Below are 14777 nucleotides of genomic sequence, written 5' to 3'. Positions count from 1 at the left end.
AAGAGGGATTCGATAAGGTCAAAAGTCTTGGGAGGGAGAGGGGAGGGGGTTCGGGGGAGGGGAGAGGGAAGCCCTTCTTCAGAAGGGTTCCCTCTCCCCTCCCCCGATCAACAACCCAATCAAGCTAAAACGATCCGCCCGTGGATACGCTGCCTTCCCACTGGCCTTTGGCGCGTACGGTGGCGGACTCGGAACACCCGGCGAGGAGCAGGGCGAGGAGGCAGGCGCAAAGCAGCAGCGCTCTCATGGCTATGCCTTGCCCATAAGCGATTCTTCGGTGGGCTGGGCGGAAAGCTTCTGCACGAGCTTCGTCCCGGCTGGCACGTCCTTCGTCACCCAGACGTTGCCGCCGATGATCGAGCCGCTGCCGATGGTGATGCGCCCAAGAATGGTCGCCCCGGCGTACACGGTGACGTTGTCCTCAAGGATGGGGTGGCGGGGAACGCCTTTGACCAGCACGCCGTCGCTGTCCTTGGGGAACGACAGCGCGCCGAGGGTCACGCCCTGATAAAGGCGGCACCCCTTGCCGATGACCGCGGTTTCGCCGATGACCACGCCCGTCCCGTGATCGATGAAGAACTCCTCATCAATGGTCGCGCCCGGATGGATGTCGATGCCGGTGGCGGAATGGGCCATCTCGGAAATGATGCGCGGGATGACCGGCACGCCGAGCCTGTACAGCTCGTGCGCGATGCGGTGGTGCGTCATGGTGAGCAGGGAGGGGTAACAGAAAATGGTCTCCCCGGCGCTGGTCGCGGCGGGATCGCCCTCATAGGCGGCCTTGGCGTCGGACGCCAGCAGGCGGCGGATGTGGGGGAGGCGCTGCATGAACTCCATCGCCTTGCGCATGGACACCTCTTCACAGCTCATGCAGTCGGTGGCGTAGCTTGCGCAGGCGAAGCAGCCGCCGCGCCGGATCTGTTCGGCCAGCTTGCGGAAAATGGAGTCCAGATTGGCCGAGAGGTGGTAGCGCATGGATTCCACATGCACGCAGGACACACCGAAGTAGCCGGGAAAGAGCGCGGCCTTGAGGCGCGACATGATCTCGCCGAGCTCTTCGAGCGAGGGCATGGGGGAATCGTGCAGCGGGTGGTGCAGAACCGCCTCAAGCGAGGAAGACGCGCACAACTGTTCCACGACGAGATCCAGATCGGGCATGGACGTTGGCGCTATGGGGGCGAGTGGTTTCATGGCGTACCTCAGGAAGGTTATTCGCCGCCCGCTTCGGAAGGCTGGGGCGACAGTCCGGGTTCAAGATCCTCAAATGCGGTATAGGAACCAAGATAGGCCAGCGTCGCCGTACCGATGGGGCCGTTGCGCTGCTTGCCGATGATGATTTCCGCCGAGCCCTTGTGCGGGTTGTCGGGCTGCTTGTGGTAGACCTCGTCGCGGTAGATGAACATGATGACGTCGGCGTCCTGCTCGATGGCGCCCGACTCGCGGAGGTCGGACAGCAGCGGACGCTTGTCCGTGCGCTCTTCCAGTTTACGGTTGAGCTGCGAAAGCGCCACGACCGGAATATCCATTTCCTTCGCCAGCCCTTTGAGGGCGCGGGAGATTTCCGAAATTTCCTGTTCGCGGGAATCCGTCCGCTTGGAGCCGCGCATGAGCTGGAGGTAGTCCACCATGACGAGGCCCACGCCGGATTCGGCCTTGAGCCGCCGGGTGCGGGCGCGCAGTTCCAACGGCGAGAGCGCGGGCGTGTCGTCGATGTAGATGGGGGCCTGCCCAAGCACGTCGGCGGCGTGGTAGAGCCTGCTCCATTCCTCGGAGTCGAGATAGCCCCGGCGCAGGTGCCCCAGATCCACCTTGCCCCATGCGCAAAGCATACGCATCATAAGCTGATCCATCGACATTTCGAGGGAATAGATGGCGACGGGCACATTGTCCTGCACGGCGGCGCGCATGGCCATGTTCAGGGCGAAGGCGGTCTTGCCCATGGAGGGGCGGGCCGCAACAATGATGAGATCCGAAGGCTGGAGCCCGGCGGTCATCTGATCAAGGCGGTTGTAGCCTGTGGTGACGCCGGTGACGGCTTCCTTCTGCTCGAAGCGCTTGGTCAGCTCCTCAAAAACGCGGTTGACCAACTCTTTGGAACTCTTGAAGACCTTGCCAGAGGTGCGTTCCGAGATGGAAAAGACGGCCTGTTCGGATTCGTCCAGCAGGGCATCGACGCTGCGCGACTGGTCAAAACAGTTGCTGATGATGTCGGAACACGCGCCGATGAGGGAGCGCTGCAGCGACTTGTCGCGGACGATGGTGGAATAATATTCGGCATTGGCCCCGCTGACGACGGTCTGCGCCAGTTCCGAAAGGTAGGCCGCTCCGCCCACCGCTTCGAGCTGTCCATGATCCTTGAGGTAGCTCGCTACCGACACGAGATCGATGGGCGCGTTTTTGCGATAGAGTTCGAGGAAGCAGGTGTACAGCGTCTGGTGCGCGGGGAGATAAAAATCGTCGGAGGAAAGCGTGTCCACGAGCGTGTGGAAGACGCTGTTACGGATAAAAATGCCCCCCAGAACGGCCTGTTCGGCCTCAACGCTGTGGGGGGGGACTCGACGAAGCAGATCGTTCGTCGCCCGATTAGGATCGGCAGGGGATGCCATGCGGAAATTCCTCTGTTGGGGACGCGTGAAAAAGAAGAGCAGAGGAGCCCACCGCCGAGCCGCCGCCCCCGGTGAAGGCCGGGGGCGGCGCAGGAAACTATTCGGCGGCTTCTTCCGTCGGGGCCTCGGCCGGGGCTTCGGCGGCTTCCTCTTCAACGAGGTGAGCCTTGTCTTCGGAGACAACCTTCACGGTGAGGGAAGCGATGACGTCGGCATGCAGACGCACGCGGACAGGGTGATCGCCGAGGGTACGGATGGGATGGTCGAGCAGGATGCGGCGACGATCCACTTCGATGCCCTGAGCGGCCAGCGCATCGCCGATGATGGCGGTGGTCACGGAACCGTAGAGCTTGTCATTGTCGCCCACGCGCATGACGATCGGAAGAACGAGGCCTTCCAGCTTGCCGGCGAGGTCGTCGGCGGCGGCGCGCAGGGCATCCATACGGGCCTGCAGCTTCTTGCGTTCCAGTTCAAAAGCCTTGAGGTTACCGGGGGTGACCAGCATGGCCAGGCCCTGAGGCAACAGGTAGTTGCGGCCATAACCGGCCTTAACCGTCACCACATCGCCAAGGCGACCCAGGTTTTCCACATCGGCACGAAGAATGATTTTCATACCGGGTCTCCTTAGATGTTGCTCTTTTTCTTCACGTCAGAGGAATGGCCGGCGGTGTAGAACAGCAGGGCCATCTGACGGGCGCGCTTGATCTCGGTGGAGAGCAGACGCTGGTGCTTGGCGCAGGTGCCGGTGATGCGGCGGGCAATGATCTTGCCGCGTTCCGTGATGTAATCGCGCAGGATGTCGGGGCGCTTGTAATCCAGCGGCAGTTCCGCATCGGCGCAGAAACGGCAGAACTTGCGGCGAGGGGCAAATTTTTTCTTGAAGGCCATGTTACGCAACCTCCTCGGCCGCGTCGGCCAGCTTTACGGTAAGGAACTTGAACACGCCGTCGCTGATGCGGATGATGCGTTCGAGTTCAGCCACGGTGTCGCCGGGGGCGACATATTCGAGGCGCACATAGTAACCGCGCATCTGTTTGCGGACAGGGTAGGCGAGGTCGCGCATGCCCCAGTGATCCGCGGCAAACCGACCGCCGGCGCGTTCGATGACACCCGTGAAGGTGCCAAGCAACGCTTCACGCGCATCGGCAGCCAGCTCCGGGGAAAGGAGCAGCAGGGTTTCAAACTTTCTCATGCCAAGATCCTCCTTGTGGACTATGGCCTGTTCCCAGAGTCGCCCTCTCGGACGCGATGAAACAGGCAAGGCAGAACTCAACCCAATACGCGAACAGAAGCGCTCTGTCAAGCCGCCTCCCGTTTCCATGCGGCGGGTTGTGCGAAACGGGCAATCATCATAAAGATCGGCCAAAGATTTGGAGGAAGGCTTATGGATATGGAAAAGAGGTTCCCTACGCGTGAGGTTGACGGTGTGGATGTCCCGCAGATGGGCATCAAAGAGCTGATCAAGCAGCTCGGAGCGGCTCTTGAGACAATGGAAGGCAATCGCAAGTCATATACCTCGCCAGAGGAAATCGAGGCGGGTACGCTTATGGTCGCGCTTTTCGGCAATTCTTTGTATTACATGCGGTTGTTTGAAGAGAGCCTGCGCACGTTCGAGGCCGCGCAGAACGCCATGCTTGAGGAGCAGTTGCAGCAGGCCGATACTGTCGGCGGGATCTGCTAGGGCAAGGAATGGGGGAAGAGCGGGGCACGGGGCTTTAAGGGAATCCGTGACGGCTGGAGCGCAGAGGGGCCTTCCCGTGCCGAGGGCCCCTTCCTCAAGCCGATAAACGGAGGGCTGAGCGCGTCTATAAAAAGCATGATGCCTTGCTTTGAATAAGACGGGCCAGCCACGTTTGGGGCTTTTCCGAAGGCGGCCCCACAAAGGGGTATAGGCCCTCCCTGGACAAGCGGGAGGTGAAAGGTGCGCGTGGCTTACGATATAGCCGCAAAGGAAAGGGGCCGCCATCCCTGTAGGAAAGGGGCGGCCTTTGGGGTGATGGATACGAAAAAGGGCTTGTGTTTTGTCAACACAAGCCCTGTATTTCCAAGTGGTGCCGGGGGACAGAATTGAACTGCCCACACGGGGATTTTCAGTCCCCTGCTCTACCAACTGAGCTACCCCGGCTCGACAGGGAGAATAACTACGCAAACTCTCCCGTCTTGGCAAGCTTTTTTTCGCTTTTTTCCGAATTTTTTTTCAATATGTTTCTAATATGCGGAAAACGCATGAAAAAATCATCTATTGGGCAGGCACGATGCTCTTGATGATCACGGGCGTTTTCGGAACGTCCTGATAGGGGCCGTAGCTGCCGGTGGATACGGCCTTGATGCGGTCTACAACGTCCTGCCCCTGAACGACCTTCCCGAACACGGCATAGCCGTAGCCGGACGGCGTTTCGTTTTTGTGGTTCAGGAAATCGTTGTTCGCTACGTTGATGAAGAACTGCGACGTGGCGGAGTCGGGATCGCTGGTACGGGCCATGGCGATGGTGTAGGCGTCGTTTTTGAGGCCGTTCCCGGCTTCGTTGACCACGGGCTTGCGGGTGGTGGCCTTTTCCTGCATGTCGGCGGTATGGCCGCCGCCCTGAATCATGAACCCGTTGATGACGCGGTGGAAGATCGTGTTGTTGTAGAAGCCGGATTTCACGTAATACAAGAAGTTGCTGACGGTTTTGGGCGCTTTCGCGGGATTCAGCTCAACGACGATGTCGCCCATGTTTGTTTCGATTTTGACTTTGGGCAGGGGCGCGGCGGCATGGCCCTGAATGGGCAGGAGGCCCGCGCCGAAGCACAGGGCGAGCGTCAGAACGGCAATACGGATGCTCTGCATGATTGTCTCCATAAAAGATGAAAGAGTCCGCCGGACACGGCGGCTCCCCTTAGTATAGGGAAGAGGGTGCCGCTTGAAAAGCGGATTGCACGCCGCCCCGGACTTCCCGGCTTACAGCACTTCCCAGTCCCTGACGCGCAGTTCGACCGAGGCGATGCCGTTGTAGGTGTTGATGCCCGGCGTGTACGCGAGCCGGATGCGTTGCCCCTGTATGTTTTCGGGGATTTGATCCGCCTGCCGCCACGCCTTGGCCTGGAGGGTGATGCCGGAGCCTTCTTCCGTCACCTCAAGCGAGATGTGCTCGCGGGAATGGCCGAACGCCTTGCGCTTTTTCACCCGCAGGGGCAGCGAGGCGAAGATGGGTTCGGGGTTGCCGATGCCGAAGGGCTGGAGCAGTTCGAGCCCCTTCAGGACGGTGAAGTCCGAGGCCTGCGAAAAGGGCATTTCCGCATCAATCTTTAAAGAGGGCGTGAGCGGTTCTTCCCCAAGCTCCTCCCGGATGACGGCATCGAAACGCTCGCGCAGTTCGTCCAGGCGGCCGGGGGCGATACGCAGCCCCGCGGCCTGCCTGTGCCCGCCAAAGCCGAGCAGGATGTCGGCGCAGCGCGTGAGGCCCGCGTGGAGGTCGAATTCCGGGACGGAGCGGCCTGATCCCTTCAAGGTTTCCCCGTCGGAACAGAGGATCAGCACCGGGCGGTAGTAGGCTTCCACGATGCGCGACGCCACGATGCCGATGACGCCCTGATGCCAGTCCTCGCCGTACAGCACGAAGCCCAGCCGTTTGGGGTGGGCCTCGGCTTGTTCGATCGCTTCCTTGTAGATGCGATCTTCTTCGGCGCGGCGTTCGTCGTTCAGGGCGGTCAGGGTCTGGGCAAGTTTGGCGGCCTCGTCGTGCGAGGGCGTGAGCAGCATGTCATGGGCCAGCGTGGGGCTGCCCAGGCGCCCGGCGGCGTTGATGCGCGGGGCGAGGTTGAAGACCACTTGGCCCGCGCCGAGGGCCGCCACGGGGGAAAAGCCGCTGGCCCCCTTGAGTTCGGCGAGGCCGGGGCGTTTGGCCTCCGCAATTTTGAGCAGGCCGTTTTTGACGAGGATGCGGTTTTGCCCCGTGAGCGAAACCATGTCCGCCAGCGTGCCGAGGGCCACGAGGTCCAGCACCTGCCGCATGTCCATGCGCTTGCCCGACATGGCTTCCAGCCTGCCGTTGAGGGCGGCCATAAGGAAGAAGGCCACGCCCACGCCCGCCAGATGCGGGCAGGGGTTGTCTTCGCTGAGGCGCGGGTTGGTGATCGCGTGGGCTGGCGGCAGCTCGGCTGGCGGCATGTGGTGGTCGGACACCACCACCATAAAGCCCAGCTCCCTGGCCCGTTCCACGGCCTTCACATCGCTGATGCCGCAGTCCACGGTCAGCAGGACGCCCGGCCCTTCCTCGGCGGCGAGGCGTTCGATTTCAGGGATGTTGAGGCCGTAGCCCTCCTTCCGCCTGTCAGGGAGGTGTACCGACGAGGGCACGTCATGGAAGCGGAGGGTTTGCAGGATGAGCGTAGCGCCGGTGATGCCGTCCACGTCGTAGTCGCCCCAGATGAGGACTTTGCGCCCTTCCCGGATGCCTTGTTCCAGCGCATCGGCCGCTTCCCGCATGCCGGGCCAGCAGTCCGGGGGCGAGAGGTGGCGCAGCCCCGGCGAGAGGAACGAATCCATTTGGGCGGAAGTTTCCAGCCCGCGCTGCCAGAGCAGGTCGGCTACGACCTGAGGGACGCCCAGCTTGTCCGCCCATCCGGCGGGGCAGGGGCCTTTATCGGGCTGGTTGCGGAATTTCCATGTTTTCATATTGATATTGGGGTGTTGGTGGTTGAACTCGGAGGGGGAGGGGGAAACTTTCTGTAGAAAGTTTCCCCCTCCCCCTCCGAACCTCCCCCTTCCTCTTCAAAGACTTTCGACTGGTGGGGAGGCTGCGCGTCAGGAGTCCCAAAAGGCTTCAAAAAGTTCAAGGGATTTGTTCCGGTCGGCCCGTCTTCCCATATGGAGGCAGGCTCGATTTTACCTTCTCCTCCGTCACCCGCGGCAAGGCCCGCCCCCGCATGTGGAGGCAGGCTGGATGCCGCACGCGAAAGTCTTGGGAGGGGAGAGGTGGGGCATGGGGAGGGAGAAGGGCAACACATTTTCAGGAGGGGTTCCCTCTTTCTCCCCATTTTGCGTTTACGCTTTTTCCATCTCGTCCAGAATGGCGTGGGCCGCATCGGAGGGGACGGGGGCCTTGGTGATGGGGCGGCCGACGACGAGGAAATCGCTGCCGATGCGCACGGCCTGCGCGGGCGTCATGATGCGGCGCTGGTCGTCGGAAGCGGAGCCGGACGCCGGGCGGATGCCGGGCGTCAGGCACATCAGGCCGGGGCAGCGGGATTTGATGGCTTCGACCTCATGGCCTGAGCAGACCACGCCGTCCAGCCCCCACGACTGGCCGCCCGCCGCGAGATTGGCGGCAAGGCCGGAAAGGTCTTCCCCGTAGCCGGGCAGTTCGCCGGGGGCCATGCTGGTGAGCACGGTCACCGCGAAGAGCAGGGGCTTGGGGCCGCCTGCTTCGGCGCTTTGCCTGACCGCATCGACGGCGGCACGGATCATGCGTTCCCCGCCGAGCGCGTGCAGGGTGATGAGGTCAACGCCCATGAGACAGGCCGAACGCACGCCGCCCGCGACCGTATTCGGGATGTCGAACATCTTGAGGTCGAGCATGACCTTGAAGCCCATGTCCTTGAGCTTCCTGACGACGGCGGGGCCTTCGTGGGTGAAGAGCTCAAGGCCCACCTTCATCCAGATCGGGCAGCCGCGCAGGGATTCGGCGGTGGCGAGGGCGTCTTCGGCGTTGGTATAGTCGAGGGCTACAATGAGTTGGGCCATGGGTTCATCCTTCCAGAATGGTGTTTGCCAGCCCCGGACGGTGCGCGGGGTGGAGCGTCGAAGCGAGGTAGACCGCGCGCAGCTCGTCATAGGCCTTGTCCAGATCGTCGTTGACGATCCATGCGTCGAACCAGTGGGCCTGACGGATTTCGGAGGCGGCATTGGACAGGCGGCGGGCGATGCTCGCTTCGTCGTCCGTGCCGCGCCCGCGCAGCCGGCGTTCCAGCTCGCTCAGGGACGGTGGCAGGAGAAAGACGTATTGCCCGCGCGGGAGCGAAAGGTGCAGTTGGGCCGCGCCCTGAACGTCGATGTCGAACAGGACGTCCTGCCCGGCTTTCAGGGTTTCGAGCACGGGAGCCAGCGGCGTCCCGTAATAATTGCCGTGCACATTGGCCCATTCCGCAAAAAATCCGGCTTCCCGGCGGCGGAGGAATTCTTCGACGGAAAGGAAATGGTAGTCCTTGCCGTCCACTTCATGGCCGCGCGGGGCCCTTGTGGTGCAGGAGATGGAATAGGCGAAGTTCGGGAATTCGGCCCGCAGGCGTTGGATGAGGGTCGTTTTTCCCGTCCCCGAAGGGGCGCATACGACGAGCAGCACCCCGGAACGGGCGGTTGTGGTCGGCGGCGTATCAGGCATTGTCCTCCTCCTGCATAAATCGTTGACCCAATGTGTCCGGCAGGATGGCGGAAAGGATCACGTGGTTGGAATCGGTTATAATGATGGAACGGGTTTTTCGGCCTTGGGTGGCGTCCACGAGGCGGCCTTCCGTGCGGGCATCCTCACGCAGGCGGCGCATGGGGGAAGACGCCGGGTTGATGATGCCCACGACGCGGGAAGCGACCACGAAGTTGCCGAACCCGAGGTTGATGATCCGTTCTTTCGGCATGGCTATTCCAGATTCTGAACCTGCTCGCGGCATTTTTCCAGTTCGTTCTTGAAGTCCACCACAAGGCGGGACGTCTGGGCGTCCTGAATCTTGTTGCCGCAGGTGGCGATTTCGCGGAAGCACTCCTGAAGCGTGAAGTCGAGGCGCCGTCCGGCGTCGGCCCCGATTTCAAGGAGATCGCGCAGGCGTTCCAGATGGGCATGGAGGCGGGTGAGCTCTTCGCTGACGTCGAGCTTGTCCGAGAGGACGACCATTTCCTGAAGGAAGCGGCTTTCTTCCAGTTCGCCGTTGACGGCGGCGAGGGCTTCGGAAAGGCGTTCGCGGAGCACCGCAAACCGTTCTTCCTTGATCTCAGGGGCGCGTTCGTCGATGCGCGAAACCCATTCCTCCATCTGGGCGATGCGGGAGGCCATGTCGCGGGCCAGTGCCGCGCCTTCCGTCTCGCGGGATTCGTTCCAGTCCTCAAGCGCGGCGATAAGGCCCTCTTCGAGGCGTTCTTCCATTTCGTCGTCCCCGTCCCCGCTTTCGCGCTCCCAGAGCGTGGGGATGGCGAACAGGGCGTTGTAGTCCGGTTCGAAGGCGTCCCCGTGCAGATCCGCGAGCGCCGCCACCTGATCCAGCATGGCCGAGGCCTGCGCCGCATCAAAACGGAGGTTGGCCGCCGCGCCGCGCTGCTGGAGGGTGAGGGCGATTTCTATGCGGCCCCGCGCGGCGAAGCGCCGGACCACGCGTTCCAGACGGGACTCCAGCCCCCGCGCCTGAAGGGGGAGGCGCCATTTGAGATCCAGATGGCGGTTGTTTACACTCCGTATTTCCCACGTTTGCGTCCAGTCCGCGTCTTCCATGACGCAACGGCCGAAGCCGGTCATACTCCGCAGCATAGATTCTCCTTCAGGCTGTCAGCGTTGGGGATGGCTATCCGCATTATGTTACGGCATAAAGTTTTTCGGCACAAGAGCGGAAGCGGTTTGCCCGGCACTGGCTTCCCGTTTGATTTCAGTATATCCTTAACCCGATATGGGGACATGCCGCGGAAAGGAAGCTATCCGCCGTTTTTCGGCTCTTGACGTCCTTTTCCAAATAATACAAACCACTTTGTCTTTAGAACGCTCATAAGGCATGATTGTTTCATCTTCACATAGGGTAAAGATACAGCCTTTTTCTTCCGTTTTCCGTTAGCGGGCCCCGTGACAGAGACGTTTTATTGGTTATTTGAAATGTGGAAAAAGAAAACATCAATCATTTAGTGGCGCAGCCTTGTCTTTTGAAGCGGGTTCCGGCAGTTGTGCCGGATAGGGGGAAAATCCGCCCGCCGCTTTTTTACGTCCTTCATTGAGCAGCAGGATGGGATGCCTATGGCCGTTCTTTGCGTGGAAGACCTTGATCATCTGGGGCTTACAGTCAGCGATATCAAGGCCACGTGCCGTTTTTACCAGCAGGTTCTCGGCATGACGCCGTTTACGTTCGGCAGCGGACGTACCGCCCTTTCGTTCGGCAGCCGTACGATCAACCTTCATGAAGCGGGCAAGGGGGATTTCCCTCAGGCCCATAACCCTCTTCCGGGCACGGCGGATCTGTGCTTCCTTTCCCGGACACCGGTCGTTGAAATGCTGGATCATCTCAAAGCCAATGATGTCCCTGTGGAGGAGGGCCCGGTGCGGCGTGAAGGCGCCCTTGGGCCCATCACCTCCGTGTATTTCCGTGACCCAGACGGAAACTTGATCGAAGTGGCGAATTATACGGAAGCCTGAGCCTTCCGCGAGGTCTGTCATGCGCGTTTTGCCTTTCACGAAGTATTCACCCTGCGGAAATACGACCATCCTTGTCCGGGAGGCTTCGCTGTCCCCGGCGGACAGGGCCCGTGCCGCCGCCGAAATCATTGCTCCGGGGCATCTGGAAGCGGAGCAGGCCGGGTATGTGGACACCGCCGCTCCCGTCCCGCGGCTGGACATGATGGGCGGGGAGTTCTGCGTGAACGCGACCCGCGCCTTTGCCGCGCTGCTTGCCGAAGAGGGGAGGCTCAGCCCGGAAAGCGGCGGGCTTGGCGGGATCGTGAGCGTATCCGGGATGCCGGAGCGCCTGCGCGTCCGCGTCCGGCGTCTGGCCGCCCACCGTTTCGAGTCCGCCGTCCTTCTGGATCTGCCGCAGGAGCCTCCGCTGGAGAACGTGGCTCCGGGCATACATCTTGTCCGGGTGCCGGGCATTGCGCATCTGGTGCTGGATGCCGCCGCGCATCCGCTCCCCGCCGACAAGGATCGGGACACCGCCGCGCTGTTTGCCCGTTTCGGGCTGTTGGGCGAGGATGCCGCCGGGTGCATCTGGCTTCATCGTGAGCCGTCCGGCCTGCGGATCACGCCTTTCGTATGGGTGCGCGGAACCGGGACGACCTACGCCGAGACTGCCTGCGGTTCCGGGGCATTGGCTGCGTCCATCGTCTGCCGTGGCGTTTACGGCGATGCGGGGGAACTGTCGCTGATGCAGCCGGGCGGTGAGCCGCTGCGTGTCGTGCCGGAGGGTTCCGCCCATCCCGGAGGCTGGGCCGCATGGATCGGCGGGGCTGTCAGGTGCATAGCCCGCGGGGATGTTTTTGTGGAATGTCTGGATTGAGAGGGAAGAACCGGGGGAAGGGAGGGGAAACCCTTCTGAAGAAGCGTTTCCCCTCCCTTCCCCCGGCCCCCATCCCTCCCCTTCCCAAGGCTTTCGACTGGTGGGGAGGCCGCGCGGCGGGAGTTCCGCCGGATGGGGGAGACGTTCGCGCTTTGATGGAATCCGTACTGTAACTCTATGAAATTCAAAACGGATCCTTCAAAAATGATTGGAAAGGCGAGTGCCTCCGATGAGGCGGCGGCTTGACGGGGAGGCCGAATTTCGTCATTTTTTCAAAGCAGGCCTCAAGCCGGGACAACATGAAAGGCGGGACACGTTTCAAGAGCGTCCCGCCTTTCTTTATATCCATTATATCTATATTGATGGCAGTTGGTGAGGCATGAAACGGTTCTCTTCTGAGAGGACGTTGATGCCATTATACTATTTCGTTAGGTTGTGTCATTGTTTAATATATAACTATTTGAAAAATGTTGAAATAACTTTTGTATCTTAAAAAATAAATAATTTAAATATATTATGTAATTAACGACACAGCCTAGAAACTATCCGTACTTTCTTAAGATGGAAGAAAAAGGCGTTATCATAGTAGCTGATTGATATTTTTGGCTCTGCCATAGTATGTGCTGCTTATCTCCACAGCGCGGTGAACATACTGCCTTTTTCTCCCGTTTTCCCCTTGGCGGAATCCATAGTTAAGACATTTTGCTGGTTATTCCTTTGGAACTTCAGGGAAAAGGGCATCAACTCTTTTCTATGATACAGCCATATTTTTTCTTGAAACTCCAAATAGCTTATTATGGTAAAAGATTGATATTCTATTTCATAATAATTCAAGATAAAAACTGAGGAAAAATCTTTTTGTCGTTGGGTCGATAGAAAATATCTTTAAAAAAGGCTGTGTTATAGAAAATGGTAGATGCTTTTTTCCTTGGAGCTCCAAAGGGATAACCGGAAAAATGCCTTAGCCGTGGATCCCGCCAAGGGGGAAAACCGGAGAAAACGGCTGTGTTTTCACCGTACTGTGGAGATGAAACAACCACATACGTTGTATTTTTCACCGCACTGTGGAAGTGAAACAACTACATACTATAACAGAGCCTAAAAAATAAAATTGATTGTTATAAAATGATAACAATTAAATGTGATGATAAAACCGAACAATAAATAATCAAAACGCCTCTGTAATGAAGTTTTCCAGAAATCTCTGAGGATGTGTTTCCTCCATCTCTACAATATGATAGAAATACGGCCTTTTCCTCAGCTTTCCATTGTGGAACCCATAGTGGAGGCATTTTATTGATTATCTTTTGGGAACTTCAAGAAACACCAACCATTTTCTATGAGGCTGTGTTTAAGTTTGTGGTTGATACAAGATTCCAACTGGAAAGGAAGAGTTCTTTGGAAATTATCTGGAGGTCTCGCAACAATTTTTCAAAACTGGATTTCATGGAATGAACAAAAAATGAGAGAGGCCCACATCACCAGACGTGGAACGAGCTTTTATCTATTGATTTTCATTGAAAAAATCATCAACCGTAAAATTGAACACAGCCTTCTATGATACAGCCTCCAATAAAAAGTACCTGAAAACTGTATATCCATTACCTTGAATGAAAATATCAATCTCTTCTTATAACGGAACCAATAAAAATATTGAAAGGCCAACACCCCTTATTCTGAAACGGAAATACGCATTCAGGGAATGCTGGGAATAGGGATTCGATAAGCGTGAAAGTCTTTGAAGAGGAAGGGGTGGGGGCTGGGGAGGGGGAGGGGAAACTTTCTCCAGAAAGTTTCCCCTCCCCCTCCCCAGTTCTCCAGTTCCCCTACGCCCCTTCCTCACGCCTCTTGTGATAAGCGTGCTGGATAAAACGTACGAGGTCGCCCTTGCGGGCAGCCCAGTCGGGGGCGACGAGCTCGCCGGGGGCCGGATCGGCGACGACGCGGTGGATGATGATGTCGGGGCGGAGTTCCGTAAGGGCATCCACGGCAAGCTCAATGTAGGCGCCCTCCGTCAGCGGGACGTAGCCGCCGGAACGGTAGGCCCGCTCAAGCGCCGTGTTCCGGCAAACATAGACGTTGTGCAGCTTGACCCCCTGGACGGGCAGGGCGTTGAGGCGGCGGACGGTGGCGTGTACGTCGTCCGGCGTTTCTCCGGGAAGGCCGAGCATGAGGTGCGCGCAGACCTGCACGTCGGTTTTTTCCGCCAGTTCGATGGCCCGCACCGAGGCCGCCGCGTCGTGCCCCCGGTTGATGCGCCGCAGGGTGGCGTCGTTCAGGGTCTGAACCCCAAGCTCAAGCCATTTTTCTTTCCACGGCGCGGCTCCGAGGAGAGCCATTTTTTCGGCGTCGAGGCAGTCGGGCCGGGTTCCCACGGAAATCCCGGCGAGATCGGGCAGGGTGCGGAAAATCTCCAGCATCGCCGCAAGCCGCGAGGCGGGGCCGTAGGTATTGGAAAAAGATTGCAGGTACGCGAGGAACAGCGAGGCCCGGTTGGACTTGCGGAAGTGTTCGCGCCAGTATTCCCATTGGGCGGGGAGGTTCATCCCGGCAAGGCCGAGCCCGGAACCGGAACCTATGGCGTTGCAGAAGGTGCAGCCCGCGCGGGAGAGCGTCCCGTCACGGTTGGGGCAGCTTGCCCCGGCGTCGAGGGGGATCTTCTGGACCCGCTGGCCGAAGCGTTGGCGGAGATGGACGGTGAACGTGTTCCATGTATGCATCAAAACGGGCCTTTCGGTCGGACAGCCGCCAACGCGGTGGCGGTACATTTATTTTGACCTTGATTGTTATACATTGAAAATATTTACTATATGTTGTAGTTTGCCAAAACCGGCGGGAGCTTGCTCTTGACAGCGGGGCGTTTTTGGCCCAACACTTCGCGACTGAACTAAGCTACCTGCAAAATGGAAAGCTGAAAAGAGCGTGCGGTTTCCGTAAACGAACCGGCGCGCC

At 59.4% G+C, this 14777-nt stretch carries 16 protein-coding genes and 1 tRNA gene; 3 read left to right on the top strand and 14 right to left on the bottom strand.

All coding sequences use genetic code 11. The features are described 5' to 3' along the window. Nucleotides 1-124: 124 nt before the first annotated feature. From ACZM8Y_RS11240 to rpsF, 6 genes are all read right to left on the bottom strand, one after another. The gene (locus tag ACZM8Y_RS11240) at nt 125-247 is read right to left on the bottom strand and encodes a hypothetical protein (RefSeq protein ID WP_009379867.1); all 123 of its coding nucleotides are present in this window, start codon (nt 245-247) and stop codon (nt 125-127) included. A gap of 2 nt (nt 248-249) precedes the next feature. Then, nucleotides 250-1191: a serine O-acetyltransferase EpsC gene (gene epsC, locus ACZM8Y_RS11235; protein WP_302553990.1), complete on the bottom strand. Its 942-nt coding sequence runs from the start codon at nt 1189-1191 to the stop codon at nt 250-252. A 17-nt stretch (nt 1192-1208) separates the two neighbouring features. Next, on the bottom strand, nt 1209-2606 hold the full coding sequence (dnaB, locus tag ACZM8Y_RS11230) for a replicative DNA helicase (protein ID WP_302553989.1): 1398 nt from the start codon (nt 2604-2606) through the stop codon (nt 1209-1211). 97 nt (nt 2607-2703) lie between these two features. Continuing rightward, nucleotides 2704-3219, bottom strand: coding sequence for a 50S ribosomal protein L9 (gene rplI / locus ACZM8Y_RS11225; protein WP_302553988.1), 516 nt, complete (start codon nt 3217-3219; stop codon nt 2704-2706). 11 nt (nt 3220-3230) lie between these two features. Beyond that, complete coding sequence (gene rpsR / locus ACZM8Y_RS11220; RefSeq protein ID WP_308771536.1) at nt 3231-3494, bottom strand: 30S ribosomal protein S18; 264 nt, start codon at nt 3492-3494, stop codon at nt 3231-3233. A 1-nt stretch (nt 3495) separates the two neighbouring features. After that, nucleotides 3496-3798 (bottom strand): 30S ribosomal protein S6, encoded by a 303-nt coding sequence (gene rpsF, locus ACZM8Y_RS11215; RefSeq protein WP_302553986.1) that lies wholly within the window; start codon nt 3796-3798, stop codon nt 3496-3498. 192 nt (nt 3799-3990) lie between these two features. Here rpsF and ACZM8Y_RS11210 point away from each other — a divergent pair, with 192 nt between their 5' ends. Then, the gene (locus ACZM8Y_RS11210; protein WP_302553985.1) at nt 3991-4287 is read left to right on the top strand and encodes a hypothetical protein; all 297 of its coding nucleotides are present in this window, start codon (nt 3991-3993) and stop codon (nt 4285-4287) included. A 368-nt stretch (nt 4288-4655) separates the two neighbouring features. Here the strand turns inward: ACZM8Y_RS11210 and ACZM8Y_RS11205 are convergent. From ACZM8Y_RS11205 to ACZM8Y_RS11175, 7 genes are all read right to left on the bottom strand, one after another. Next, nucleotides 4656-4731: transfer RNA gene (locus tag ACZM8Y_RS11205), tRNA-Phe, on the bottom strand. A gap of 114 nt (nt 4732-4845) precedes the next feature. Continuing rightward, nucleotides 4846-5436 carry a peptidylprolyl isomerase gene (locus tag ACZM8Y_RS11200; RefSeq protein ID WP_308771535.1) on the bottom strand — a complete coding sequence of 197 codons (591 nt, stop codon included), beginning with the start codon at nt 5434-5436 and terminating at the stop codon, nt 4846-4848. A gap of 111 nt (nt 5437-5547) precedes the next feature. Further along, nucleotides 5548-7263, bottom strand: a complete 1716-nt coding sequence (gene recJ, locus ACZM8Y_RS11195) for a single-stranded-DNA-specific exonuclease RecJ (RefSeq protein WP_482334445.1) — start codon at nt 7261-7263, stop codon at nt 5548-5550. A gap of 369 nt (nt 7264-7632) precedes the next feature. Continuing rightward, nucleotides 7633-8331 carry an orotidine-5'-phosphate decarboxylase gene (gene pyrF, locus ACZM8Y_RS11190; RefSeq protein WP_482334718.1) on the bottom strand — a complete coding sequence of 233 codons (699 nt, stop codon included), beginning with the start codon at nt 8329-8331 and terminating at the stop codon, nt 7633-7635. Between the two features lie 4 nt (nt 8332-8335). Then, entirely contained in the window at nt 8336-8968 is a 633-nt protein-coding gene (gene gmk / locus ACZM8Y_RS11185; RefSeq protein ID WP_482334720.1) for a guanylate kinase, read from the bottom strand. Next, a complete protein-coding gene (locus ACZM8Y_RS11180; RefSeq protein ID WP_302553979.1) occupies nt 8961-9218 on the bottom strand; it encodes a DUF370 domain-containing protein in 258 nt (85 codons plus the stop codon). Before ACZM8Y_RS11180 ends, gmk begins: the two co-directional genes overlap by 8 nt. Before the next feature lie 2 nt (nt 9219-9220). After that, nucleotides 9221-10099 carry a YicC/YloC family endoribonuclease gene (locus ACZM8Y_RS11175; RefSeq protein WP_302553978.1) on the bottom strand — a complete coding sequence of 293 codons (879 nt, stop codon included), beginning with the start codon at nt 10097-10099 and terminating at the stop codon, nt 9221-9223. Nucleotides 10100-10573: 474 nt separating this feature from the next. Here ACZM8Y_RS11175 and ACZM8Y_RS11170 point away from each other — a divergent pair, with 474 nt between their 5' ends. Then, complete coding sequence (locus tag ACZM8Y_RS11170; protein ID WP_302553977.1) at nt 10574-10969, top strand: VOC family protein; 396 nt, start codon at nt 10574-10576, stop codon at nt 10967-10969. A gap of 19 nt (nt 10970-10988) precedes the next feature. Continuing rightward, entirely contained in the window at nt 10989-11825 is an 837-nt protein-coding gene (locus tag ACZM8Y_RS11165) for a histidine racemase CntK family protein (RefSeq protein ID WP_337432034.1), read from the top strand. Between the two features lie 1826 nt (nt 11826-13651). On the opposite strand, the gene mnmL is transcribed toward ACZM8Y_RS11165, so the two are convergent. Next, entirely contained in the window at nt 13652-14545 is an 894-nt protein-coding gene (gene mnmL / locus ACZM8Y_RS11160) for a tRNA modification radical SAM protein MnmL/YtqA (RefSeq protein WP_482332930.1), read from the bottom strand. Nucleotides 14546-14777 lie beyond the last annotated feature (232 nt).

The sequence above is a fragment of the Bilophila sp. genome, assembly GCF_057864385.1.
Note: the sequence above shows the minus strand (reverse complement) of the source record. Positions and strands in the feature narration are given on the sequence as shown.

Bases quoted from the DNA above. Each gene is read 5' to 3' on its own strand.
- mnmL (WP_482332930.1), bottom strand. From the start codon at position 14,545: ATGCATACATGGAACACGTTCACCGTCCATCTCCGCCAACGCTTCGGC.
- ACZM8Y_RS11165 (WP_337432034.1), top strand. From the start codon at position 10,989: ATGCGCGTTTTGCCTTTCACGAAGTATTCACCCTGCGGAAATACGACC.
- rplI (WP_302553988.1), bottom strand. From the start codon at position 3,219: ATGAAAATCATTCTTCGTGCCGATGTGGAAAACCTGGGTCGCCTTGGC.
- gmk (WP_482334720.1), bottom strand. From the start codon at position 8,968: ATGCCTGATACGCCGCCGACCACAACCGCCCGTTCCGGGGTGCTGCTC.
- rpsR (WP_308771536.1), bottom strand. From the start codon at position 3,494: ATGGCCTTCAAGAAAAAATTTGCCCCTCGCCGCAAGTTCTGCCGTTTC.
- pyrF (WP_482334718.1), bottom strand. From the start codon at position 8,331: ATGGCCCAACTCATTGTAGCCCTCGACTATACCAACGCCGAAGACGCC.
- dnaB (WP_302553989.1), bottom strand. From the start codon at position 2,606: ATGGCATCCCCTGCCGATCCTAATCGGGCGACGAACGATCTGCTTCGT.
- ACZM8Y_RS11180 (WP_302553979.1), bottom strand. From the start codon at position 9,218: ATGCCGAAAGAACGGATCATCAACCTCGGGTTCGGCAACTTCGTGGTC.
- rpsF (WP_302553986.1), bottom strand. From the start codon at position 3,798: ATGAGAAAGTTTGAAACCCTGCTGCTCCTTTCCCCGGAGCTGGCTGCC.
- epsC (WP_302553990.1), bottom strand. From the start codon at position 1,191: ATGAAACCACTCGCCCCCATAGCGCCAACGTCCATGCCCGATCTGGAT.
- ACZM8Y_RS11240 (WP_009379867.1), bottom strand. From the start codon at position 247: ATGAGAGCGCTGCTGCTTTGCGCCTGCCTCCTCGCCCTGCTCCTCGCC.
- ACZM8Y_RS11170 (WP_302553977.1), top strand. From the start codon at position 10,574: ATGGCCGTTCTTTGCGTGGAAGACCTTGATCATCTGGGGCTTACAGTC.
- ACZM8Y_RS11175 (WP_302553978.1), bottom strand. From the start codon at position 10,099: ATGCTGCGGAGTATGACCGGCTTCGGCCGTTGCGTCATGGAAGACGCG.
- ACZM8Y_RS11210 (WP_302553985.1), top strand. From the start codon at position 3,991: ATGGATATGGAAAAGAGGTTCCCTACGCGTGAGGTTGACGGTGTGGAT.
- ACZM8Y_RS11200 (WP_308771535.1), bottom strand. From the start codon at position 5,436: ATGCAGAGCATCCGTATTGCCGTTCTGACGCTCGCCCTGTGCTTCGGC.
- recJ (WP_482334445.1), bottom strand. From the start codon at position 7,263: ATGAAAACATGGAAATTCCGCAACCAGCCCGATAAAGGCCCCTGCCCC.